This window comes from Pseudoalteromonas sp. KS88 (assembly GCF_004766475.1).
GTDB lineage: Bacteria > Pseudomonadota > Gammaproteobacteria > Enterobacterales > Alteromonadaceae > Pseudoalteromonas.
The window spans coordinates 94,604-117,793 of record NZ_PYHV01000014.1 but is presented as its reverse complement, the minus strand read 5'-3'; the positions used below and the strand labels follow the sequence as shown (position 1 = coordinate 117,793).

18 protein-coding genes are annotated in these 23,190 nt (G+C 41.4%); 7 read left to right on the top strand and 11 right to left on the bottom strand.

The window, feature by feature from the left end; genetic code table 11:
• Positions 1 to 18 precede the first annotated feature (18 nt).
• Together C7Y70_RS09130 and C7Y70_RS09125 are read right to left on the bottom strand one after the other, a co-directional pair.
• On the bottom strand, positions 19 to 2,856 hold the full coding sequence (locus tag C7Y70_RS09130; protein WP_099295175.1) for a TonB-dependent receptor: 2,838 nt from the start codon (positions 2,854 to 2,856) through the stop codon (positions 19 to 21).
• A 100-nt stretch (positions 2,857 to 2,956) separates the two neighbouring features.
• Positions 2,957 to 4,330, bottom strand: coding sequence for a Gfo/Idh/MocA family oxidoreductase (locus C7Y70_RS09125; RefSeq protein ID WP_135474546.1), 1,374 nt, complete (start codon positions 4,328 to 4,330; stop codon positions 2,957 to 2,959).
• A 264-nt stretch (positions 4,331 to 4,594) separates the two neighbouring features.
• Here C7Y70_RS09125 and agaR point away from each other — a divergent pair, with 264 nt between their 5' ends.
• The 7 genes from agaR (at position 4,595) to C7Y70_RS09090 (ending at position 12,985) form a co-directional block, all read left to right on the top strand.
• Positions 4,595 to 5,365: a transcriptional repressor AgaR gene (agaR, locus tag C7Y70_RS09120; protein ID WP_099295177.1), complete on the top strand. Its 771-nt coding sequence runs from the start codon at positions 4,595 to 4,597 to the stop codon at positions 5,363 to 5,365.
• Positions 5,366 to 5,413: 48 nt separating this feature from the next.
• Positions 5,414 to 6,694: a D-tagatose-bisphosphate aldolase, class II, non-catalytic subunit gene (locus tag C7Y70_RS09115; protein ID WP_135474544.1), complete on the top strand. Its 1,281-nt coding sequence runs from the start codon at positions 5,414 to 5,416 to the stop codon at positions 6,692 to 6,694.
• Between the two features lie 20 nt (positions 6,695 to 6,714).
• Positions 6,715 to 7,851 carry an SIS domain-containing protein gene (locus C7Y70_RS09110; RefSeq protein WP_135474542.1) on the top strand — a complete coding sequence of 379 codons (1,137 nt, stop codon included), beginning with the start codon at positions 6,715 to 6,717 and terminating at the stop codon, positions 7,849 to 7,851.
• Positions 7,844 to 8,773, top strand: coding sequence for an ROK family protein (locus tag C7Y70_RS09105; protein ID WP_135474540.1), 930 nt, complete (start codon positions 7,844 to 7,846; stop codon positions 8,771 to 8,773). Before C7Y70_RS09110 ends, C7Y70_RS09105 begins: the two co-directional genes overlap by 8 nt.
• The gene (nagA, locus tag C7Y70_RS09100) at positions 8,770 to 9,957 is read left to right on the top strand and encodes an N-acetylglucosamine-6-phosphate deacetylase (RefSeq protein ID WP_135474538.1); all 1,188 of its coding nucleotides are present in this window, start codon (positions 8,770 to 8,772) and stop codon (positions 9,955 to 9,957) included. Before C7Y70_RS09105 ends, nagA begins: the two co-directional genes overlap by 4 nt.
• A gap of 141 nt (positions 9,958 to 10,098) precedes the next feature.
• Positions 10,099 to 12,183, top strand: coding sequence for an elongation factor G (gene fusA, locus C7Y70_RS09095; protein ID WP_135474536.1), 2,085 nt, complete (start codon positions 10,099 to 10,101; stop codon positions 12,181 to 12,183).
• A 388-nt stretch (positions 12,184 to 12,571) separates the two neighbouring features.
• Positions 12,572 to 12,985, top strand: a complete 414-nt coding sequence (locus C7Y70_RS09090) for a hypothetical protein (RefSeq protein ID WP_135474534.1) — start codon at positions 12,572 to 12,574, stop codon at positions 12,983 to 12,985.
• A gap of 115 nt (positions 12,986 to 13,100) precedes the next feature.
• Here C7Y70_RS09090 and C7Y70_RS09085 read toward each other — a convergent pair whose 3' ends face one another.
• From C7Y70_RS09085 to ubiB, 9 genes are all read right to left on the bottom strand, one after another.
• The gene (locus C7Y70_RS09085) at positions 13,101 to 15,836 is read right to left on the bottom strand and encodes an ExeM/NucH family extracellular endonuclease (RefSeq protein WP_135474532.1); all 2,736 of its coding nucleotides are present in this window, start codon (positions 15,834 to 15,836) and stop codon (positions 13,101 to 13,103) included.
• Between the two features lie 142 nt (positions 15,837 to 15,978).
• Positions 15,979 to 16,986, bottom strand: coding sequence for a porphobilinogen synthase (gene hemB, locus C7Y70_RS09080; RefSeq protein WP_135474530.1), 1,008 nt, complete (start codon positions 16,984 to 16,986; stop codon positions 15,979 to 15,981).
• A gap of 9 nt (positions 16,987 to 16,995) precedes the next feature.
• On the bottom strand, positions 16,996 to 18,843 hold the full coding sequence (locus C7Y70_RS09075) for a diguanylate cyclase (RefSeq protein ID WP_099295186.1): 1,848 nt from the start codon (positions 18,841 to 18,843) through the stop codon (positions 16,996 to 16,998).
• A gap of 2 nt (positions 18,844 to 18,845) precedes the next feature.
• Positions 18,846 to 19,628 (bottom strand): TatD family hydrolase, encoded by a 783-nt coding sequence (locus C7Y70_RS09070; protein ID WP_135474528.1) that lies wholly within the window; start codon positions 19,626 to 19,628, stop codon positions 18,846 to 18,848.
• On the bottom strand, positions 19,628 to 20,146 hold the full coding sequence (locus C7Y70_RS09065) for a hypothetical protein (protein WP_135474526.1): 519 nt from the start codon (positions 20,144 to 20,146) through the stop codon (positions 19,628 to 19,630). The genes C7Y70_RS09070 and C7Y70_RS09065 overlap by 1 nt, the downstream gene beginning before the upstream one ends.
• Positions 20,147 to 20,890: a twin-arginine translocase subunit TatC gene (gene tatC, locus C7Y70_RS09060; protein ID WP_099295189.1), complete on the bottom strand. Its 744-nt coding sequence runs from the start codon at positions 20,888 to 20,890 to the stop codon at positions 20,147 to 20,149. It abuts the gene before it with no gap.
• Between the two features lie 45 nt (positions 20,891 to 20,935).
• On the bottom strand, positions 20,936 to 21,268 hold the full coding sequence (gene tatB, locus C7Y70_RS09055; RefSeq protein WP_099295190.1) for a Sec-independent protein translocase protein TatB: 333 nt from the start codon (positions 21,266 to 21,268) through the stop codon (positions 20,936 to 20,938).
• 5 nt (positions 21,269 to 21,273) lie between these two features.
• The gene (gene tatA / locus C7Y70_RS09050) at positions 21,274 to 21,513 is read right to left on the bottom strand and encodes a Sec-independent protein translocase subunit TatA (RefSeq protein WP_099295191.1); all 240 of its coding nucleotides are present in this window, start codon (positions 21,511 to 21,513) and stop codon (positions 21,274 to 21,276) included.
• Between the two features lie 68 nt (positions 21,514 to 21,581).
• Positions 21,582 to 23,186: a ubiquinone biosynthesis regulatory protein kinase UbiB gene (gene ubiB / locus C7Y70_RS09045; RefSeq protein WP_135474524.1), complete on the bottom strand. Its 1,605-nt coding sequence runs from the start codon at positions 23,184 to 23,186 to the stop codon at positions 21,582 to 21,584.
• Positions 23,187 to 23,190: the final 4 nt, after the last annotated feature.

Here is a 23,190-nt window from a genome sequence, read left to right as displayed (position 1 = left end):
TAAACGGCGCTAATCAGCTTAAAATGACGCAGAAAAGCCTAAGCTAATCGAGCGACCATAGCGCGCCAAGCGACGAATTTGTTCTTCAGTTTTAACATACGACCATTGTCGCTCGTTTGTTAAATTAGTGACGCTTAAATCAACGCGCATTTTTTTAGTAATGTTGTAACTTGCACTAAAATCATACTGACCATAATCGGCCGCCCACTCAGGTCCGCCCCATGCATCTGGGTATACTAAGTAATCATCACGCCAGTTATAAGCAATACGCGTTTGGTAATCACCTTTCTCATAATAAATCACAGCATTATATGAGTGTTCAGACATGCCAACAAAAGGAAGATCGTTTAGCTCTTCATCATCGTAGCTGCTGTCTGTGTAAGTATAGTTTACTTGTACACCTAAGCCATCAAAGGGGGCAGGAAGTACTTCATCAAACGATTGCTGGTAAGCTGTTTCAAAGCCTAATATGGTTGCGCCTTTTTCTGACGTTGGTGAGATTTTAGTAAAAACAGGCCCTTCAACTTCAACGTCATCTTTAAAGTAATTACCCACTTGCGCTGTGCCGACACGGCCACGAGCTATGACAGATTCTATATCTTTATAATACGCTGCAAATGTTAGTGCGCCATAATCAGAAAAATACCATTCAATTGTGCTATCAAGCTGGTTTGCTCTGAGTGGCTCAATACCAGGGTTAGAGGCATGGTACTCAGCATTATTAAAGTCTAAGTAACTATACGGTGATAAGTAACTAAGGTTTGGCCGTGTGATCACTTTTGCGGCACTAAAGCGATACAGTAAATCGTCGCGTAAGTTAAGCTTGAAGTTTAAGCTAGGTAGTACGTCGGTGTAGCTTTCATCTGTTGTTGAGCGTGCATAATAATCGTCAATATCACCATCAACACGATAGCTTAACGCACCGTCTTTTTCGGTTACATTGTAGCGAACATTTTCAACATCAAAGGTATAGCCATCCGATGTGACATCGGTTTTAATAACGCGAACACCCATGTTCAGTGCAAAAGGGAATTGACCGATATCGCCTTGTAGGTTTGTTTCAACAAAGGCCGCTAGGGTTTGCTCTGTTAATGCAAAGGAGTCTTGCGGGCTGTTTTTTGCAATAATTTTATCTTTAGCGGCTTGTGGGTTGATTGTTTCATAAAAAGCATAAAGCTTATCGTAATCAAAGCTGGCCCATGGATCTGGGTGCTTGCCTGGTTCGCCATCTAAGAAATTATCAAAATTAGCTGGGACTAGCACATCAGCAGGTAAGCGGAATAAACTTAAGCCGCCAAGCTCTTCAACACTAGAGTCATCAAAGCTATCGTATTCAGAGTTTTTAAAGTAAGCACCACCGTTACTAAACATGGAGGCATTTTTAGATTTAAATACGCTGCGCTCTTTCGTTTGTTTGCCGTAATGTAAGCCAAATTGCACATCTTTTACTAGCTCAAAAGAAGGAATATAAGTTGCTGCGAGGCGTACTTCTTCGATTTTGTCTTTCACATCGGTGCCAGAGTTATAGCTGTAATGCGCACCAAAAGGTTGCTCTGAGCTAAGCGCTGGTGTCATCGTTACATCTGGTAGCATATTACTGCCAGTTTGGTCGATGGTGATGCCATCAACAAAACCACGGGCTACAATAAAGCGGTTATTACCATTGCTAACATTTTTAGCTTGTGATTGTGAGATATCTAGATCAACAGTTAAGTTATCAGTGGCATACCAAACAGTATTGAAGCCCCATTGCCATGTATCGGTATTGCGCGGTACGGAAACATTCAGCAGCTCGGCCATAGCGCCATCAACAAGTTCTACGTAGTTTGCATTGCCATCTTCATTAAACTTTACCTCACCGATTGCAGGAATGCCGGGAGTCCAAGACTCATCGTAGGTCACAAAGGAGATTTGGTATTGCTCACCATTAGTTTCATACTGTGAATACATACTATCAAAGTTCACATCAAACTTATCTGATGGGCGCCATTGCAACGCTAGACTTGCGCCAAGACGTTCGCGTGTATCTTGCCAGTTTGAGTAGCGCACGTAGCCTGGAATTATAGACGGATATGATTTCTCATTGTCCTCAAGCTCACCATTGCCATTACTATCGATTGGAATACGAACGTCTACGTTTTCATCAGGATCATAGAAGCCTTGGCCTTCATATGAATCAGCACGTTGTGTACGCTCAGAGTAAACAGCAGTAAATAATGCGCCAAAGGTGTCATCAAAAAATGTATCGCTAATTAAAAAAGATGCTTGCGGATTTACATCGCCCGTTCGTTCTTCATAAATGCCTTTGGCACTGCCTGATAAAGTAAATCCATCTAAATCAAGCGGTTTACGGGTTTTAATATTGATGACAGAGCCTATGCCGCCTTCTTGTGTTTTACTTTGTGGAGATTTATATACTTCGAGGGATTGGACAATTTCTGGGGCGATTAAGTCAAAATTAAAATTACGGCTGGAATGCTCTGATGCCATGCGCCGACCATTAACGGTGGTCACGTTATAGTCACCACCTAAACCCCGCACGGTCACGTTTTGCCCCTCGCCACCGTTACGGGTAATTGCAATACCTGTCATTCGTTGTAGTGCTTCTGCAATATTTTGGTCTGGGAACTTACCGATATCTTCTGCAACGATGGCATCCATAACCCCAACAGCTTGCTGTTTTAAATACAGGGACTCCTTAATACTCGAGCGAACACCTCTGACTTCGATTACTTCTACTTGCTCAGCCTCGGCTTCTTTTTCCGTTTTTTTATCTTCTTCAGCAGCCAAGGTTGCGCCACTGAAAATGGCACTCATGGACAAAAACAGGGTGGACAGTTTTAGTTGTGCTTTCATAATAGTTACCTGTATTTTACTTGTTGATGGTTGTTTTTTTATTGCTTTACTTAGGGTTAGGCGTACTGGCAGTCGTTACCTACCAATACGCTTTATTTAATTACGAAATAATGCCAAGTGGCTTGGCTTGTTGCCAAAGTCCACGAGTGAAATCCGGGAAGTCTTTGCTGTTACTGCGATCGGCAACCGAGTCAACAGAGAGTGGAAACACTGCTGACCACGCCGCAGCGTCATATACATCCTGATCAAGTGGCTCGCCATTGCGAAGGCAGAAAATAATGCGCCAAAACATAAGGAAGTCCATACCACCATGGCCGCCGTTGCGCTCAGCTTCTGCGCCCATTTTTTGCCAAAGCGGGTGATCATATTTGTTATACCAATCTGCCATATCGTAATCCCACTCGTGGTAGCTTTTGCTGCCACCTTGCTCAAGTGCAATACGATTAGGGAAACCAGCAAATACGCCATTGGTACCTTGAATTAGGTTATGACGAGAGTAAGGGCGCGGTGTGGTTGTATCGTGTTGCACCATGATGCTGCGGCCTTTAACCGTTTTAATGATGCTGGTATTCATATCGCCAGCGACATAATTCAGTTTGTTGCGACCATGATCTGCTGGAAATTCTTTTTTAGCGTATGCTGCACGGCCCAATGACGGTGAGCTCATTGATGTTATGTAGTCAAAACGATCACCGCGATTAATATTCATATACTGTGAAACGGGTCCCAAACCATGGGTTGGGTATAAGTTACCGTCAACCGCGGCGTGCCAAGGCGTGCGCCAAGAACCTGTTTTATGGTCAATCTCTTTCATTTGCCAGCGTAATTCATGGATATACGCTGCTTCACCATGGAGCAACTCACCAAAAATACCTTGGCGAACCATGTTCAATACCATGAGCTCATCACGTCCATAGCAGACATTTTCCAACATCATGCAGTTCATTTGGGTACGTTCAGAGGTATTTACTAATTGCCATGCTTCTTCAACGGTTACGGCTGCGGGCACTTCAACAAACGCATGTTTACCACTTTCCATGGTCGCTACTGCCATGGGGGTATGCCATTTCCAAGGCGTTGAGATAATAACGATATCAATATCTTGGCGCTCTAGCATGCGAAGGTAATCATGATCGTCTTTGCCGTAGGTATCTGGCTTTTTAAAGCCTTTATCGACCACTATTTTTACTGCTCTATCTACAACAGCCTGATGGGTATCGCAAATTGCTTTGATTTCAACACCGTCTAAATGACAAAAATGTTTAACGGCACCAACACCTCGCTCACCTACACCTATAAAGCCGACTCTTACCACATCCATTTTAGGTACGGTTAAGCCTAGCGTTGAGCGTCCTTGTGTTGCGGTTTTTAGCATTGAGTTGGCATTGGTTGTGGAAGTGCAACCTAACGCGGCGCTTGTTGCTGCAATTGCGGCCATTGATTGAAGGAATCGTCTGCGGTTGAGATCGCCCATAATAGTGCCCTTATGTGTTTATTATTTGTAAATTTGTTTTCACAGGCTTTTATTTGTACACCCAATAGAATGTCAAAGCAAGATAAAAATCTTTCGTTTGCTTTCATTTGTCTTGTGGTTTTATTTTTATTTTTATCTTTATTATTTAAAATCAGTTTCTTATGTTTAATTGTTGCTAATAAATAAAAAATGTAAAAAAATTGAATTGAAAGTAAGTGAAAGCTGCGTACAATGAATGAAAGTAAATAATGAAAGAGAGCGGGCATGCTTAACACTATCGAAAGACGTCATGAAATTGTGCAATTAGTTTGTAAACAAGAGCGCGTACAGGTTCCTGAGCTTGCTCAGTTGTTCGGTGTATCGACAGTTACTATTAGAAACGATTTAAATGAACTGAATGAAAAGGGTTTGTTAGTGCGTTCTCGAGGTGGTGCTGTGATGAGTAACCGTCTTACGCAAGAGTTGTCATTAAAAGAGAAGCACGATGCGAACCGCAGTATTAAAGAGCGTTTAGGTAAATTTGCTGCCAGCTTAATTAAAGACGGTGAATCGATCATTTTAGACTCAGGGACTACAACGGAAGAGGTCGCTAAAAACTTAACCAACCATCACAGTGTAGTAGTGATGACTAATGGGTTAAATGTCGCGCACTCGCTGTTAAATGCACCATCGGTTGAAGTATTGATGACCGGTGGAACATTGCGAAAAAAATCATTGTCATTTTATGGTCGCCAAGCAGAGCAGCATTTGCAGCAATACCACTTTGATAAATTAATTTTAGGTGTCGATGGTTTTGAGAAAGACATCGGTATTACTACGCATTTTGAGCTTGAAGCCTTATTAAACCGGGTGATGTGTGAGGTATCGAGAGAAATAATAGTTGTTACCGATTCGAGTAAATTTAATCGTAAAGGGGTACATAAAATAATTTCTGCCAGTGAAGTAAATACAGTCGTGACAGACAGTGGGATCCCTGCCGATATTAAAACCGCTCTTGAAAGTGCAGGTGTTCAGTTACACATAATCGACCTTTAATTTCCATAGTACGAATATCAATTAAAATAACCAATACAGAGGCTTGCAATGACGATATTACAGCAATTAATCGCAGCGAATAAACGGGGTGAAAGGCAAGGCATTTATGCCGTATGTTCGGCGCATCCATTGGTGCTTGAAGCCGCCATATTGCAAGCCAAGCAAGACAATAGTTACTTATTAATAGAAGCGACGGCTAATCAGGTTAATCAATTTGGCGGTTATACTGGCATGTTACCTGCTGATTTTATGACGTTTGTTGAAAGGCTTGCAGAAGAGCAGGGCTTTGCGGTTGATAAACTGATCCTCGGTGGTGACCATCTAGGTCCGGTGTGTTGGTGCGATGAGAGTGCTGAAGCAGCAATGCACAAGGCGGAGCAATTAATTGCTAGTTATGTAGCGGCAGGGTTTAAGAAAATTCACTTAGATACCAGTATGCGCTGTGCTGATGATGACGAGATTTTAGCGGATGAAACCGTGGCAATACGAGCGGCGCAGTTATGTGAAGTAGCTGAGAAAACAGAACTGAAAGTATTTGGTCATAGTGACTTGGTGTATGTTATAGGTACTGAGGTGCCACCACCTGGTGGGGCTGATGAACATATAGATACGCTAGCCGTTACAGATACAAAGCACGTTGCAAGCACTTTAGCATTACATCATGAAGCTTTTTTACAACTTAATTTATCGTCGGCATGGCAACGTGTTGTTGGTCTAGTTGTGCAACCGGGCGTTGAATTTGATAATACGCAAGTATTTGATTATGTCAGCAGTGCAGCTCAACAACTTAAACATTACATAAAATCTGTAGATGGTATTGCTTTTGAAGCACATTCAACTGATTACCAAACACCGATCGCATATCAGCAGTTAGTGAATGACCATTTTGCGATTTTAAAAGTAGGGCCTGAGCTTACATTTGCGTTACGTGAAGCATTATTCGCATTAAGCCATATTGAAGATGCACTAATAGATACCGAACAGTGTTCGCATTTGCGTACCGTAGTTGATGCTGATATGCAGCAGCATCCAAAAAACTGGCAGCGCTTTTATCAAGTTGAACAATCATTGCAGCAGCTATACCGTCGCTTTAGCTTTAGTGATCGCATTCGTTATTACTGGGGTAAACAAGGCAATCAAAATGCGGTTGAAAAGCTGCTTTGCAATTTACAAAATCAGCCAATCCCATTGCCATTACTAAGCCAATACATGCCATTACAGTATCTTGCTGTGCGAAATAAAACACTTGAAAACAACCCTAAAGCCTTGGTTATTCATCACATAATGCAAGTAACCAGTCGCTACGCAGACGCGTGCTTTAAACAATAATAGACGTAAGTGAGGTAGCAATGTCGAGTTATTTAGCAATTGATAAAACCCTTCTAGAATCTAGAAATAGTGCATGGACAGCAAAAGAAATTATGCAGCAAAGCAGTTGTTGGCGAGAAACACTGACTATTGTTGAGCTTGCGCGTAAGCAGCTTGATAGTTGGCTTGACCATGTGCTGGATAAGCCTAATGCGCAAATCATTTTTACCGGTGCTGGTACATCTGCCTATGTTGGAGAGGCGGTTGTTGGTTATTTAAACCAAAAGTTATCAACGTCATGTGTAAGTGTTAGTAGCACGGAATTAGTGGCTTGCCCGGAGCAGTATTTACAAAAAAGTACACCGACTTTACTTGTGTCTTTTGCGCGTTCGGGTAATAGCCCGGAAAGTGTCGCTGCTGTAGATGTAGTGAATAATTATGTGCAGGAATCTGCCCACCTCTTTATAACCTGTAATCCAGATGGCGCACTGAACCAGCAAGCAAAAGAGCATGGGAACTGTTTTTCGCTATTGATGCCATTGCAAACGCTCGATCAAAGCTTTGCGATGACCAGCAGTTTTACTTCAATGTTGATTGCAAGTCTCGCGGTGTTCAGCGATGTGGATAACGCTGTGTCGGTGATGGCTGATTGTGTTGAAAAGAATATTCCACAACAACTTACTCAATTAAAAGCATTAGCTGAATTGCCTATGCACCGTTTAGTTTATTTAGGAGCTGGGTCGTTAAAAGGCTATGCGCAAGAATCAGCTTTAAAACTACTGGAATTAAGTGCAGGACAGGTGATGGGGTATTTTGAATCTCCACTTGGTTTTCGCCATGGGCCAAAATCATTGGTTGATGACAAAACGTTAATTGTATTATTTGGTTCCAGCAATAACTATACAAAACAATATGATATTGACCTATTGAATGAATTGAAAGGCGATAACCAAGCACTTGCAGTTCATGCGTTAGCCTTGCCAAGTGAGGCTTCTGATGAGCCATTAGATGATGTATTTAATGGCCTGTATTATATGGTGTGTGCACAAATAATTTCCTTTTACAAAGCGTGGCAATTAGGTATTACGGTAGATAATCCATGCCCAACCGGTGAGGTAAATAGGGTGGTTCAAGGGGTAAATATTTACCCATTCCCGCAAGGTAATGCTAATGACTAAGCAGTATATTTATGGCATTGATATTGGCGGTAGTAAAATCGAACTTGCCGTGTTTGACGCTTCCTTAAATCAACTTGAATCATGGCGCATTGCTACACCGCAAAGCAGTTATCAAGACTTTTTAAACGCGTTAGTCGATATGATTTCAAGTGCCGATAATAAATATCAATGCCAAGGCGCGGTAGGTATTGGTATGCCAGGGATTATAAATGCGAAGCAGGAGGTTTTATCCGCGAACGTGCCTCATGCAACAGGTAAAAATGCAGCACGCGATTTAGCAACGTTGATAAATCGACCCGTTGCTATCGAAAACGATTGTCGTTGTTTCGCCCTTTCTGAAGCACAAAGTCCTGTTGGTTTGCAAAACACTCGTGTATTTGGTGCGATCATTGGCACTGGTACTGGTGGTGGGTTATGCATCGATGGTGAGCTGTACAAAAGTGCGCAAGGTATTGCAGGCGAATATGGGCATTATCCGCTTTCTGCCGTGTTACAACAAAAATACCAATTACCGATTCTAAAATGTGGCTGTGGTTTGACCGGGTGTATTGAAAGTTATATTGCTGGCCCAGGGCTGGCACGAATCTATCATCACTTTTCAGGTGAAAAGCTCAGCACTTATGAAATTGTGGAAGGGTTGCGAAAAGGCGATGTACTTTGTCAACAGAGCTTTGCATGCTACTTAGATCTATTAGGCAGTACCTTTGCGGCAATTGTCATGGCTTATGATCCTGAGGTCATCGTTGTTGGTGGTGGTATGTCACTGGTTGACGAGCTTATGGGTAATTTAGAAGCGGCAATAGTACCGTATGTTTTTGCTGATATCCGTGTACCAAAGATTGTGTTGGCTGAGTTTGGCGATGCCAGTGGTGCCCGCGGTGCTGCTATTTTAGCGAAGGCGCAAGGTGGAGCGTTATCATGACAGAGTCGGTATTTTACGTTAAGGCGCATGCTATTTATTGCCAAGAGACGGTACTCAAAAATCATCTAATGTTAGTTGTTGATGGCTGTATTAGTGGCTTTACAGAAAACCCTAAAGCGGGTGTGCCAATTCATGATTATGGTGATGCTGCAATTATTCCTGGCTTAATAGATTTACACATTCATGGTCGCGAAGGCTGTGATGTGATTGATTGTAAAATGAGTAGTATCGAGACTATCTCATGCTCACTTGCACAGCATGGAGTTACGGGTTTTTTAGCAACAACTGTGACGACTGACTGGCAACAAACTCTTGAGGCGATGGCTGTAATTGGCCAAGCATATACAAAGCAACCTAGCGGTGCGCAGGTGCTAGGTGGCTATAGCGAAGGTTTGTTTTTTAGTGAAAAGCATAAAGGGGCGCATAACCAAGACTACTTTTTAGAGTTATCGCAGGATCATTTAAAGGCAATGATTAGTGCCGCCAACGGTAGTTTAAAAGTGGTTGCATTAGCCCCAGAAAAGCCAAAAGCAAATACATTAATTAAATACCTGACAGCGCAAGGCATTCGGGTAATGCTTGGTCATTGTGATGCTAATTTTGAGCAAACACAGCAAGCTCTTGAGCATGGTGCGTGCGGTGGAGTGCATGTTTTTAATGGCATGCGCGGCATTCATCATCGCGACCCTGGTTGTGCTGGCGCGGTCTTGATGAATAATAAGGCTATGGTAGAGGTTATTGCTGATGGTGTGCATCTTCATCCAACTATTTTAAAGTTAATTTATAAGCTAAAAGGCCCACAAAAAATCGCGCTGATAAGTGATTGCATTAATGCGGGCGGGTTAATTGATGGGCAATATAAATTAGGGAAAATGGATGTTTTTGTTAGTGAGGGAATAGCAAAAACGGCATCAGGATCACTGGCAGGAAGCACTTTAACTCTGGAAAATGCAGTTAAGAATATGCATGAATTGGGTTGTATAGACTTACGAGAGGCACTCAATATGGCCAGTATTGTACCTGCTAGGTTTCTAGGTATGGCGGATAAAGTAGGTTCGCTTGAAAGCGGTAAACAAGCTAACTTTGCCATTTTAGATAGAGATTTTACAATTCAAGCAACTTATATCAAAGGGCGGCAATGTTTTTTAAACGATATAGAAGTGAGCGAAAAACAAGGGCTTTAGCGAAGATATATTGTTCAAACTAACAAGAAAGAAATATTTTCTAGAATTGATTGCATTTTAAGCGACTTCTATGGTGATGTTCGCTTTAAGTGATGTTATACTCCCGCCGAATAATTTTTCGACTTTATTAAGAGTAAAATAATGGCAGATTTATCGAAGTACAGAAACATTGGTATTTTCGCGCACGTTGATGCGGGTAAAACCACGACTACTGAGCGTATCCTGAAGCTTACAGGTACTATCCATAAAACAGGTGAGGTTCATGATGGTGAATCTACTACAGATTTCATGGATCAAGAAGCTGAGCGCGGTATTACTATCCAGTCTGCGGCAGTAAGCTGTTTCTGGAAAGATCACCGTTTTAACGTTATCGATACTCCTGGACACGTTGACTTCACAGTTGAAGTTTACCGTTCACTTAAAGTATTGGATGGCGGTGTTGGTGTATTCTGTGGTTCTGGTGGTGTTGAGCCACAATCAGAAACTAACTGGCGCTACGCGAACGAATCAGGTGTTGCACGTATTATTTTCGTAAACAAATTAGACCGTATGGGTGCTGATTTTTACCGTGTAACAGCGCAAGTACAAAAAGTACTTGGTGCTACTCCACTTATCATGACTTTACCAATCGGTATTGAAGATGATTTCGTTGGTGTTGTTGACGTTTTAAACAAACAAGCATACGTATGGGATGACACTGGTCTTCCAGAGAACTACAAAATCGAAGATGTTCCTGCAGACATGGTAGACAAAGTTGAAGAATACCATGAAATGCTTATCGAAACTGCTGTTGAGCAAGACGATGATCTAATGGAAGCATACATGGAAGGTGAAATGCCTTCAGTTGAAGATATCAAGCGTTGTATCCGTAAAGGTACTCGTGACCTTGCTTTCTTCCCAACGTTCTGTGGTTCTGCATTCAAAAACAAAGGTATGCAACTAGTACTTGATGCTGTTGTTGATTACTTACCTGCACCTACAGAAGTTGATCCTCAACCTCTTATGGATGAAGAAGGTAACGAAAACGGCGAGCATGCAATTGTATCTGCAGACGAACCTTTCAAAGCGTTAGCATTTAAGATCATGGATGACCGTTTCGGTGCATTAACATTCGTACGTATCTACTCTGGTGTGCTTAACAAGGGTGACACTATCCTTAATGCATTTACTGGTAAAACTGAGCGTGTTGGCCGTATGGTTGAGATGCAAGCAGATGAGCGTAAAGAGCTTACTTCAGCGCAAGCGGGCGATATCATCGCTATCGTTGGTATGAAGAACGTGCAAACTGGTCACACTCTTTGTGATCCTAAGCACCCAGTAACACTTGAGCCAATGGTATTCCCAACTCCAGTAATCTCGATTGCTGTACAGCCTAAAGATAAAGGCGGTAATGAGAAAATGGGTGTTGCTATCGGTAAAATGGTTGCAGAAGATCCATCTTTCCAAGTTGAAACTGATGAAGATTCAGGTGAAACTATCCTTAAAGGTATGGGTGAGCTTCACTTAGATATCAAAGTAGATATCCTTAAGCGTACTTACGGTGTAGACCTTATCGTTGGTCAACCACAGGTTGCTTACCGTGAAACTATCACTCGTGAAATCGAAGATAGCTACACGCATAAGAAACAATCTGGTGGTTCTGGTCAATTCGGTAAAATCGATTACCGTATCAAGCCTGGCGAAGTGGGTTCAGGTTTCGCGTTCACTTCATCAGTTGTTGGTGGTAACGTACCTAAAGAATTCTGGCCTGCAGTTGAGAAAGGCTTCAAATCAATGATGGGTGAAGGTGTTCTAGCTGGCTTCCCAGTACTTGACGTTGAAGTTGAGCTTTTCGACGGTGGCTTCCACGCCGTGGATTCATCTGCAATTGCTTTCGAAATCGCTGCTAAAGGCGCTTTCCGTCAGTCTATCCCTAAAGCGGGTGCACAACTTCTTGAGCCAATCATGAAAGTTGACGTGTTCACACCAGAAGATCACGTTGGTGATGTAATCGGTGACCTTAACCGTCGTCGTGGTATGTTAAGCAATCAAGAAGCTGGTTTAACTGGCGTTCGTATTAAAGCTGACGTACCGTTATCAGAAATGTTCGGTTACATCGGTTCACTACGTACAATGACATCTGGTCGTGGTCAGTTCTCTATGGAGTTCTCACACTACGCTGCATGTCCACAAAACGTAGCTGACACAGTAATCGCTGCAGAAAAAGAGAAAAACGCTGCTAAGTAATTAGCACTTTCACTCTTTAAAAAACCCGCACTTGTTGCGGGTTTTTTGTTTTTATAAAACGGCTATTTAAATAAGCCGTTAGTCACCATCGGTTTAAGTCATAAGTAGTTTGGTTTAAAAAAAGGTACAAACTTTGTTGTTATCTATTGTTTGTTGCTTTAATCCTAAGTGTCAGCGATTACTGCACATACAAAAATAATATGGATATTTTTTTATTATTAATTCTATGTATATTAAATAGTTACTTTAAATGCTTTTGTTCTAGTTAAAAAGTAGGGTAATTACTCTTGTTTAGATTTTTGTTGTAGGTAAAATTACGCCTTGTTTTTCTAAAATCAGTACAAGCAAGGACACCTTTTTAATAAAAGGGTGGCGAAAAAGGACCGCAATGAACGTAGTAAAAATCTCACCTAATTGGACGTTACAACTAATTAAAATTAGCTTGGCTTTGCTTATCGGCTATCTCTTTAGTGTGGCCACACCTCTGGAATTTAAGTCTTTAAGTATCATCATTTTACCTCTATTTTTGATAATCAGCTTTTTCAACATTATGCAATTAAGGTTTTTACATTGCTATAAGGCAGGAATCAACTATTCTCGCGGAGCTGGAAAGCAGTACATCAATGCGGATGAAATTAAAAACCTAAGCTTTAAACGTTTTGGGGTTATAACGGCTTTTAATGTTATGACACATTCAAACAAATCATATCGTTTTATAAATTGGCAAGTATCAGAAGAACAAAAACAAGCAATATGTAACTTGTATGAAGGGAAATGCATAGGAAATACGGGTAATGTCTAATTACCATTTGTGCAAGTTCTTTAAATAATAGATGAACTAAGTAAACTGTTCACCAGAGTTCTGGTTAAGTAAATGCCACTTTAAGAAATAAAGTGGCATTTATAGTATTAGCTAATTACTTTTTAACGCGTCGGCGAGCTAAAAATGGCAATGCTAATAAGCTTAACCACCCTAATGAGCCTGACTCATCCTCGTCATCAGCTTCATCATTATTAATATTGATGAAAACTAGTTGTGCAGCAGAGAGGTTGCCAGCACTATCTTTAGCTTGAACCATTAAAGTGATCTTACGCTCAAATTCGTAATCAAGCCCAGCAGCAACAATTAATTGGCCTTGTTCATTAACAGTGATGGCTGAATGTCCTGATACAATAAACTCAACCACAGGCGTGTAATCACTATCTGCATCTGTAAATTCAAGCTGCCCAATAACGGTACCTATAGTTGCACTTTCGATAATATTAAAGCTTTGTTCTGGCGTTAATACAGGTGCTTGAGGTTCTGGTGTTGGCTCAGGCTCTGCCATTGATTTGATATCAATGATGACAGGATCATGGTCAGAGGCGCGATAAGCACTTTGTGAATAAAGACTCGCTACTTGCGTATCTGACTTATACTCAACGTTGTAATCTAAGCTGATAGGCTCGTCAGCATTAATGTGCCAATCGGTTGCAGCGACTACTTTATCAAGCAAGCTCTGCGTTGCTACAGCGTGATCTAGGCTACCTAGGCGGCCTGAAAAACTGTATGAATAACCTAGAGTATCGCCATCAATTTCAGCGACAACGTTTTTATAACCTTTATCGGCGAGCGCGCGGATAGGATCTTCCATCGCGTAAGCATTCATATCACCTACTAGGATAATATCTTCATCTTCAACACCTGTAGGTTTACTGTCTAACCAGTCAGCAAATGAATTTGCACCAGCAACACGAATTTCGTTCCAACATGCTTGGCCATCACCTTGGTCTTCATTGTTACCTTCGGCACTTCCACAGCCACCTTTAGATTTTAAATGTGCAACAGCCACAGTAAATACTTCACCTGAACTAAGTGCTTCAAAGCTTTGTGCGATAGGCGCACGGTTGCTGTAATCAAAAGGGTACTCTGAAGTTGTTGCAGCAGTACCTACTTCTTTGATCATATTTGAACGATAAATGAGTGCTGTAGTAATGGCATCAGTACCAATTTGATTCATATTGAAATCAACAAAGGCGTATTCATTAGTGCTGTCTGCGTCATTTAGTGCAGACACTAAACTTGCTACAGCGCTTAGCTCACCGAAGCCATCATTTTCGATTTCCATTAAACCAATCACATCAGCGTCGAGCGCTGTGATTGCACTGACTAGTTTAGCTTCTTGACGAATTAGTTCTTGCTCAGAGTCCGCGCCACGGCTAGTTGGGAATCCACCACCTTGACCATCACCATTAAAGTAGTTAAGTACGTTGAAGCTTGCGATACGTAAGTTAGCATCACTGTGAAGTGCTGGAGCCTCTGTACGTGGGTTTGTAGCAGTAAATTCAGGTTGAACAGTTGGGTGAATACGGTAGCGGTTGAAGCTATAGCCTAACACACCTGTGATTGTGTTTACTGAATCACCTAAACGTAAGGTATTGTATGCGTCTAAGCCAACACCAGGGTAAGAAATAGGATCAAGGTTTTGTTTAGTTGATCCATCATCGAGTAGGATTTGCTTTTTCTGGTTTTCAGCTTCAACAGCGTTAGCAGCTTCACCAGGAAGAGCGATTTGTGTACCTTGGTATAAGCGCTCAGTAGCTAAATCTACTTCACCATAGCGACCTAAACCATAGTTATTAGTGACAACTAAAGTTTGCTCTAAAGTCACCAGCATACCCTCAAAGGCTTCTAAGTCGGCAATATTTGCCACTGGTAAAGATATTTTTGTAGCCCCTGTAGTCAACCCAGAAGCACAGATCTCTACTTGGCTTACATCGCCAATTTGAGTTGCATTATAATACTCAGCAACACTGCCTTTAACGCGAACATGGTCACCCACAGCCACATCACTATCTGAGAAGTACACAAATACACCTTCAGATGTGAGTGCGTTAGTATCAACATCAGCTTCAAGAGATGAAACAAAGAAGCCATTTAATTGCTGCTCACCCTGCAAATCAGCAGTAACAACACCTTCGAATTCTACTTCTTGGTTTAAAAGTGGGCTGTCACCCCCTTCACCTTGTATTTCATTAATGAGTGTTTTAGCTGCGCCGCACTCTAGTGGAGTAACTGGATCAGGATCAGGTGTAGGCTCTGTGCTTTCACCATGAAAACCAATGCCCGAAAAGTCATCTTTATCAAACTGATCCCATTGTTCACTTGGGTCAAAAGCAGATGTCGCATCAACGCGACCCGCTGTGATATCGAGTTTACGACGTAATGACTTGTCTTTCGTGGTTACGCCTCCAGCTGACCATTCTTTACCTGGGTCTACGCCTAGTTGACCAAAGCTGTCTACAATAACACCGTCTTTAGTTAGCACGAGTGCATCGTCGCCGTTAAAGTAAGTAACAGTCGCTTCAGTGTCTGCTTTTGCTTTCAATTCGTCGACAGATCCTGCATTTACAATGACATAAGTACCATTGGCAGGTAAGGTTCCTGATAGGTCAAGGGTGTTATTTGGGCTTGTTAAGTCACCGTTACCGTTTGAGTAAAGGCTAATATTGTACCCATCCAACGATAACTCCGCGCCTGAGTTATTATAAAGTTCAACGGCTTTATTGTTGGAACCACCTTCAACATATTCAGAGATAATTAGATTAGCTGAGGCTGGCGCACTAAGGCTTGCAACGACAAGCGCCAGTGGCGTAAGAGTTGTTTTTAACATTATTATTTTTTCCCGTGTATTGTGTCCCAAATGGGACAAACAGTGTAAGGAAAATTTATGACAAATAAAATAATAATTGTTAACAAAATGGAAATAAAAAGGGCGATCTAGCCCTTTTTATCAAACATCAGTAGGCATGCATTTATTTCTTGAGAAGCTGTGCTGCTTGTTTAGCAAAGTAAGTGAGAATACCGTCGGCACCAGCACGTTTAAACGCCAATAGCGATTCCATTATCGTGGCTTCCTCATTTAGCCAGCCATTATTAATTGCGGCTTTATGCATCGCATATTCACCACTAACCTGGTAAGCAAATGTAGGAACGCCAAACTCATCTTTGACTCGGCGAACGATATCGAGGTAAGGCATTCCAGGTTTAACCATAACCATGTCTGCACCCTCTTGTAAGTCCAGCGCAACTTCACGAATTGCTTCATCGGAATTTGCAGGATCCATTTGATAAGTTTTTTTATCAGCCCCTTTTAAGTTGCCTGCAGAGCCAACTGCATCTCTAAATGGACCATAGTAGCTAGATGCGTATTTAGCTGAATAGGCCATAATTCGAGTGTGAATAAAACCATCTGCTTCGAGAGCTTCACGAATAGCGCCTATGCGGCCATCCATCATATCTGATGGTGCAACAATGTCTGCGCCAGCTTCTGCATGGGATAACGCTTGTTTAACTAATATTTCGGTGGTGACATCATTAATCACGTAGCCTTCATCATCAATGATCCCGTCTTGGCCATGAACGGTAAAAGGGTCAAGTGCAACGTCGGTAATTACACCCAGCTCTGGAAATGATTCCTTCAAAGCACGAACAGTCCGTTGGGCTAGACCATCATCACTGTAGGCCTCTTCCGCTAAAAGAGACTTTTTATCAGCAGGAGTCACAGGGAAAATAGCGATTGCAGGCACACCAAGCTCAACAAGCTCTTTCGCTTCTTCTAGTAATAGATCGATTGATAAGCGTTCAATACCGGGCATTGACTCAATTGCTTCGCGGCGATTTTTGCCTTCAAGTACAAATACTGGGAAAATGAGATCATTCACGCTGAGTTGGTTTTCAGCCATCAAACGACGAGAAAAATCATTGCGGCGCATTCTGCGCATCCGCGTGTAAGGGAAAAGATCAAGACCTGATTGGGCCATTATTTGCTCCTAGTCTACTATTGGAAAACTAACTACACGGTTTCTGCCGGATTGTTTAGCATGATAAAGTGCCTTATCAGCGCAGTCAGTAAAAAATGCTGGGTTGTTAATATCTTCGGCAATTGCGCTATAAACACCGGCGCTTATTGTAAATGTAATTTGACTATTAGCCACGGTGATCGTTGAGTCCATAATGGCTGTGCGTATATTATTAGCTATTTCAAGCGCACCAGGCAGAGGTGTATTTGGTAAAAGTACAACGAACTCTTCACCGCCATAACGAGCTACTTCGTCAAGCGGGCGTTTTAATTGGCTTTTTATTAAATCAGCAACAGCGCGAATAGTTTGATCACCTATTAAGTGGCCATAGTTATCGTTGATCGACTTAAAATGGTCAATATCCAACATAATGATGCTTAAAGGTGTTTGTTCTCGGCGTGAGCGACGCAGGTCCATGACTAATTTTTTGTTAAAGTAACGGCGGTTTTTAATTTGTGTGAGAGGGTCTTCCATATTGAGCTGTTCTAGCGCGCGGTTCTTTTCTTCGAGCTCGCGTAACGTCACTTGTAGCTCAAACGTACGTTCTTCTATATTTGCTTCTAGGTCGAGGCGAGCTTGCTCTTGTAAATCGAGGCGCTCTTGTAGCAGCTGATCTTGTGCTTCGCTTTGTGCAATTTTGGCGTGCTGTGCGGCTACTTGCGCATCTCGCTCAATTAAAAAATGTTTTATTGTGGCAAAGCTTAAGCTTAATGCGCATATTAAAAAACTACCAAACATAAAGGGGAGATTGCGAGAGTCAAAATCGAAAACGCTAAATACAACAATGTTTATGTACACCAAAAATGCGCAATATATTATGGCACCGACTAACAGGCCACTCAATGGTTGGCTGCGTGTGTACCTAATGTTCATAATGATTACGGCGATATTCATCAGCATTATTAGCATACTCGCTACTAAGCTATAAATGATGATAATGCTTGTAGGGAGCAGCCACATAACAAAAATACTTATAAATAACAGGTTGTTGCACCAAGTATAGGGTATGTCTATTGGCGTTTTTAACTCGCTTTTAAGCTTTTCAAGCAGCGGTTTAAATAAATAGCAAGCAAGCAGAAGTAAGCTAGGTATAGCAACTTGCTGAAGGCTCGGTAGTGAAGGGTGAAAGTAACGGTAACCAAAACCATATAGATAAATAAGTAAGAACCATAGCGTAAGTAATATAGCACCGCTTAACGCAAAATAATGCTTTCTTGAAAAGGCAAATAATACAAAACAAGTTAGCGCTAGCGATAAAATAAAACCCGCAAGCAAACCATATAAAAGGTTGAACTTACTTTTGTATTTTAAATATTCATCACTTTGCCATAGGCTCAAAGGTGCTCGTAAACCCGCTTCATTTTCAATTCGCAACAGTAATGCTGAAGTACTTTTTGCAGGCAAAATAAGCTTTACCAGCAAAGACTCATTTTTTATTTGTCTGTTTTGCAGGGGCAATGCATCACCAATTTCTTTAAACAATACAATGTCATTATTATGGTATTGGTAAACAGATACTTTATCTAACAATGGGTTATCGATAGACAATATAATTGGCAACTCAAGGGGCTCTTGATTTGTTAAATTAACGCGCAGCCAAGCGACTTTTTCAGACATACCTAGGTTTAAAATTTTATTATTTATTGGCTGCCACCGCGTGGCGATCTGAGCTTGTTTTAGCGTAAGTGGTTCGCCAATGTATTCAAATGGGATGTCTTGTAGCTTTTTAATATCTTTATCAAGAGTGATGTTAGATGCAAACGAGTAGAGCGAACTAAACAAAAGTAAACAATAAAGCACCCTCCAAGCAAACGTCATTATTAGGCCTTATGGCTGAATAACTGTTGAAAATTAAGTGTAGTTTGCTTTGCGACGGTTGCAAATTCTAACCCCTTTAGGTTTGCAATCGTTTGACATACATACGGGAGGTAGCTGGGTTCATTTCTACGTGATTTAGGTTTTGGTGTTATTGTGCGCGGAATTAAAAATGGCGCATCTGTTTCAATTAGTAGCCGTTCTAATGGGATACTGGGGATAAGCTGCTGCAATGCTTCACCACGGCGCTCATCGCATACCCAGCCTGTTATACCAATATACAAGCCCAGTGATAAATACTGCTCTAACGCATGCCCATTACCCGTAAAACAGTGCAATACGCCGCGTACTTTGTGCTCTTTAAGAATCGATAGCATGTCCTCGCTGGCGTCTCGCTCATGTAAGTAAACGGGCATGTCGAGCTGCTCGGCAAGCTTTAACTGACGAGAAAAAACACTACGCTGGATGTCTCTGGGTGAAAAGTCACGGTTATAATCTAAGCCACATTCGCCAATGGCTACAACTTCAGGGTGATCAGCTAACAAGCTAATCTGCTGTTCAAGCTGAGTATCGGCGGCTTTAGCATCATGAGGGTGGACACCTGCGGTGGCAAGTAAACTATATTTTTTTGCTAAGCGTAAACCTTGCTGGCTGCTATCTATATCACACCCAATCAATAGCATTTGCGAAATGTTTTGTGCGGTTGCGCGGGCAATGATGGCCTCATGGTGACTATCAAATTGATGGTTCGTAAGGTTTACACCCGCATCTATCAACCGCTCACTCATTAATTTGTTCGCTTCACGCGAATTGAGCGATTTTGCCCTTCTTTTTTCAGTAAGAATGAATTGAACATACCGCGAACAATAACAACTGTGTCGCCAGCATCAATACGTAAACGATCAGAACCAATTTGACGCCATTGCTGGGCGTTATCTAATGTTATGATTAGCTCACCATAAGGGGCTTCTTTAACACTTGTTACGCTTGCTGTAATTTCATCATCATTAACCTTTACGGCTTCTTTGTGCTCTAGGCCAAAGTCGTCATTTTTTGTTTTGGCAATTTGATTGTTCGCAGCCACTGCGCTTGCTGCTGTGGCCGCAGGCTTGGTTGCAGATACTTGTTTTTTTTCGTTATTGGGTCTGCTTAATGATTTACCGGCCATCGTGTTGTCGTAACACAATAGGCGGTTAAAATCATTTTCAACAAATGTACATGCTTGCAGTGCTTGAACATTCACTTCATTCGCGTATGCAGTTGATATGCTTAATAATGCAATTAGTGGTACGAGTTGTTTTTTCATTTATTCCTCTGACTCATCTTGCTGAGGTTTAGCGCTATAAAAAGCGGCTAAAATTAACCCCAATTCAAATAACAGTAGCATAGGAAATGCTAATAATGTTTGCGATAGTACATCAGGTGGCGTTAAAAACATTGCCACCACAAATACACCCACCACAATATAAGGTCGTTTTTCTTTTAAGCTTTGCGTCGTTGTTGCACCACTCCAACATAACAACATAATTGCTACAGGTATTTCAAACGCGACTCCAAAGGCAAAAAATAGCTTTAAGGCAAAACTTAAGTAACTACTAATGTCAGGTGCAAGCGTCATCATCTGTGGCCCAACACTGGTAAAAAAACCAAGTATAATAGGCAGTACTACGAAGTAACAAAAAGCGATGCCGCTATAAAACAAGATAATGCTCGATGCCAAAATCGGCATTAACATACGTTTTTCACTTTTGTACAAACCTGGAGCTATAAATCCCCAAATTTGATGTAAAATAAACGGAATCGCGGCAAATAAAGCTACAAAAAGTGTAAGTTTAAATGGCGCAAAAAACGGTGCTGTTACATCGGTTGCTATCATGGTTGCGGTACTGGGTAAGTGCGCAACCAAAGGAGCAGCAACAAAGCTATAAATATCATTCGCAAAGTAAACAAACGCAATAAAAAATAATAAGATAGCCAACATAGCTTTCATTAATCTATTACGTAATTCTATTAAATGACCCACAAAGCCAGATTGAGTTTGTTCGGCCATTGTTACTTGTTACCTATTAATTGACCACAGATCGCAAAAAAGATTTCATTTTTGTTCATCAATATTCACTTTATCTGTTTGCTCAGAAGATGTTTTTTTATAACTGTGGGTAACAGAGTCAGCAGCTTTTTGTAACTCATCAACTGAATCTTTTAACGCAGGACTTAAGTCTTGCATGCTTTGCTGCTCTGCTTTTTTTAAGTTTTGGTGTAATTCATGTACACGAAGTTCTTCATTTACTTCTGCTTTGACCGAGTTGGCCAAAGATTTTATAGTTTTAATCCATCGACTTACCGTTCTAATAGCGACTGGAAGCCGCTCTGGCCCAAGAACTACAAGGCCAACGATTAAAACTATAACAAGTTCCCACATGCCCATTTAGTTTAAGCCTTATGGTCTTCTTTGCTTTTTTCAGCCGTGTCTTTGTTTTGCACAGAATGATTAGCTTGCTCTATATTATCAGTCGTTTTTGTTTGTTCTTCTTCAGAGACTGCTTTTTTGAAGCCTTTAACAGCGTTTCCTAAATCACCACCAATACCACGCAACTTTTTAGTGCCGAAAAGTAATACTATAATTGCTAAAACAATTAACAATTGCCAAATACTGATACCACCAAAACCCATGACTTACTCCAAAATTTATTGTCGTGTTAACGCTGATTATACTCAGCAATATGTAAATAGCACTTAATTTATGCGCTTCGCCACGCTAAAACAAAACCAATTAATGAGCAGCTTGCTGCAATACTGCTCGCAATTAAATCGTTTTGCAAATAACACAAACCCGATACCACCATTACAGCTCCTGCAAATACACTCATAATAAGTGGCTTGTGTGACACTGGTGCTGCTGGCGGAGAAGATGCTTTATGCTGTTGCTTTAAATTGTGATAAATCAAATCTGGCAGCTCAGGCATTTTTTCTGCCCAAAAGGGAAGATTTGCATACATTTGCTTAAGTACTGAAAGCGGGCCCACTTGCTGCTTAACCCAATCTTCTAAAAAGGGTTTCGCTGTTTTCCACAAATCTAATTGTGGATAAAGTTGGCGCCCCAAGCCTTCAACATACAGTAAGGTTTTTTGTAGTAGAACTAATTGGGGTTGAACCTGCATATTAAAGCGACGAGCGGTGTTAAACAGATTGACTAAAACGTGACCAAATGAAATTTCAGCAAGGGGTTTATTAAATATAGGCTCACAGACAGTGCGAATAGCAAACTCAAATTCTTCAACACTCGTATCTTTAGGTACCCAACCAGAATCAACATGTAGTTGTGCAACTTGGCGGTAGTCACGGTTAAAAAAGGCAATAAAGTTTTCTGCTAAATAACGTTTATCTTCTTTATTTAGTGTGCCAACAATACCGCAATCTATACCAATAAACTTAGGGTTTTCAGGCGTATCATAAGAGACAAATATATTACCTGGGTGCATATCCGCGTGAAAAAAGCTGTCGCGGAACACTTGTGTGAAAAACACCTCAACCCCGCGTTCAGCAAGCAGCTTCATGTTAGTGTTTTGAGCTAATAACGATTCAGTGTCGGAGACTGCAATACCGTATATGCGTTCCATAACTAAAATATTTGCCCGGCTATAGTCGCTATAAACGTAAGGGATATAAAGTGACTCAGAGTCTTCAAAATTGCGTCTAAGCTGAATTGCGTTGGCGCCTTCACGCATTAAATCGAGTTCATCAAGTAATGTTTTTTTATACTCTTTGACCACCTCTACAGGGCGTAGACGCTTTGCTTCATTTACCAGCTTTGCTACCACCTTAGCAAACTTTTCCATTAAGGCTAGATCGGCATCAATTTGTACTTTGATATCTGGGCGAATAACCTTTATAACGACGTCTTGTGGTTGGTTATTTTCATCAATTAGCGTAGCAGTATGTACTTGTGCGATAGATGCGGAGGCAAGAGGGGTTTGCTCAAAATCGCTAAAGCACTCACTGATATCGTCTATTTCCAGTGCACTTTCGATAAGTTGTTGTGCGAGTTCGCCTTCAAAAGGTAACACTTTATCTTGCAACAAGGCTAGCTCTAAGGCGATATCATGCGGCAGTAAATCACGTCGCGTTGAGAGCATTTGGCCAAATTTAATCCAAACAGGGCCGAGCTGCTGTAACGCTAAACGCAGGCGCAATCCCGCAGGTTTTTCTTTGTGTTTGTTTTTTAGCCAAAACAAACAAGCGCGTCCTATTTTGCCATACCAAGGAATTTTTTGGGGTGGGATTAACTCATCTAAACCATAATTAAGCAGGGTTTTGGTAATGTAATAAAGCCGAGCTGCAGACACAAAG

Coding starts and splice junctions, on each gene's coding strand:
- C7Y70_RS09130 (WP_099295175.1), bottom strand. CDS start 2,856: ATGAAAGCACAACTAAAACTGTCCACCCTGTTTTTGTCCATGAGTGCC.
- C7Y70_RS09125 (WP_135474546.1), bottom strand. CDS start 4,330: ATGGGCGATCTCAACCGCAGACGATTCCTTCAATCAATGGCCGCAATT.
- agaR (WP_099295177.1), top strand. CDS start 4,595: ATGCTTAACACTATCGAAAGACGTCATGAAATTGTGCAATTAGTTTGT.
- C7Y70_RS09115 (WP_135474544.1), top strand. CDS start 5,414: ATGACGATATTACAGCAATTAATCGCAGCGAATAAACGGGGTGAAAGG.
- C7Y70_RS09110 (WP_135474542.1), top strand. CDS start 6,715: ATGTCGAGTTATTTAGCAATTGATAAAACCCTTCTAGAATCTAGAAAT.
- C7Y70_RS09105 (WP_135474540.1), top strand. CDS start 7,844: ATGACTAAGCAGTATATTTATGGCATTGATATTGGCGGTAGTAAAATC.
- nagA (WP_135474538.1), top strand. CDS start 8,770: ATGACAGAGTCGGTATTTTACGTTAAGGCGCATGCTATTTATTGCCAA.
- fusA (WP_135474536.1), top strand. CDS start 10,099: ATGGCAGATTTATCGAAGTACAGAAACATTGGTATTTTCGCGCACGTT.
- C7Y70_RS09090 (WP_135474534.1), top strand. CDS start 12,572: ATGAACGTAGTAAAAATCTCACCTAATTGGACGTTACAACTAATTAAA.
- C7Y70_RS09085 (WP_135474532.1), bottom strand. CDS start 15,836: ATGTTAAAAACAACTCTTACGCCACTGGCGCTTGTCGTTGCAAGCCTT.
- hemB (WP_135474530.1), bottom strand. CDS start 16,986: ATGGCCCAATCAGGTCTTGATCTTTTCCCTTACACGCGGATGCGCAGA.
- C7Y70_RS09075 (WP_099295186.1), bottom strand. CDS start 18,843: ATGACGTTTGCTTGGAGGGTGCTTTATTGTTTACTTTTGTTTAGTTCG.
- C7Y70_RS09070 (WP_135474528.1), bottom strand. CDS start 19,628: ATGAGTGAGCGGTTGATAGATGCGGGTGTAAACCTTACGAACCATCAA.
- C7Y70_RS09065 (WP_135474526.1), bottom strand. CDS start 20,146: ATGAAAAAACAACTCGTACCACTAATTGCATTATTAAGCATATCAACT.
- tatC (WP_099295189.1), bottom strand. CDS start 20,890: ATGGCCGAACAAACTCAATCTGGCTTTGTGGGTCATTTAATAGAATTA.
- tatB (WP_099295190.1), bottom strand. CDS start 21,268: ATGGGCATGTGGGAACTTGTTATAGTTTTAATCGTTGGCCTTGTAGTT.
- tatA (WP_099295191.1), bottom strand. CDS start 21,513: ATGGGTTTTGGTGGTATCAGTATTTGGCAATTGTTAATTGTTTTAGCA.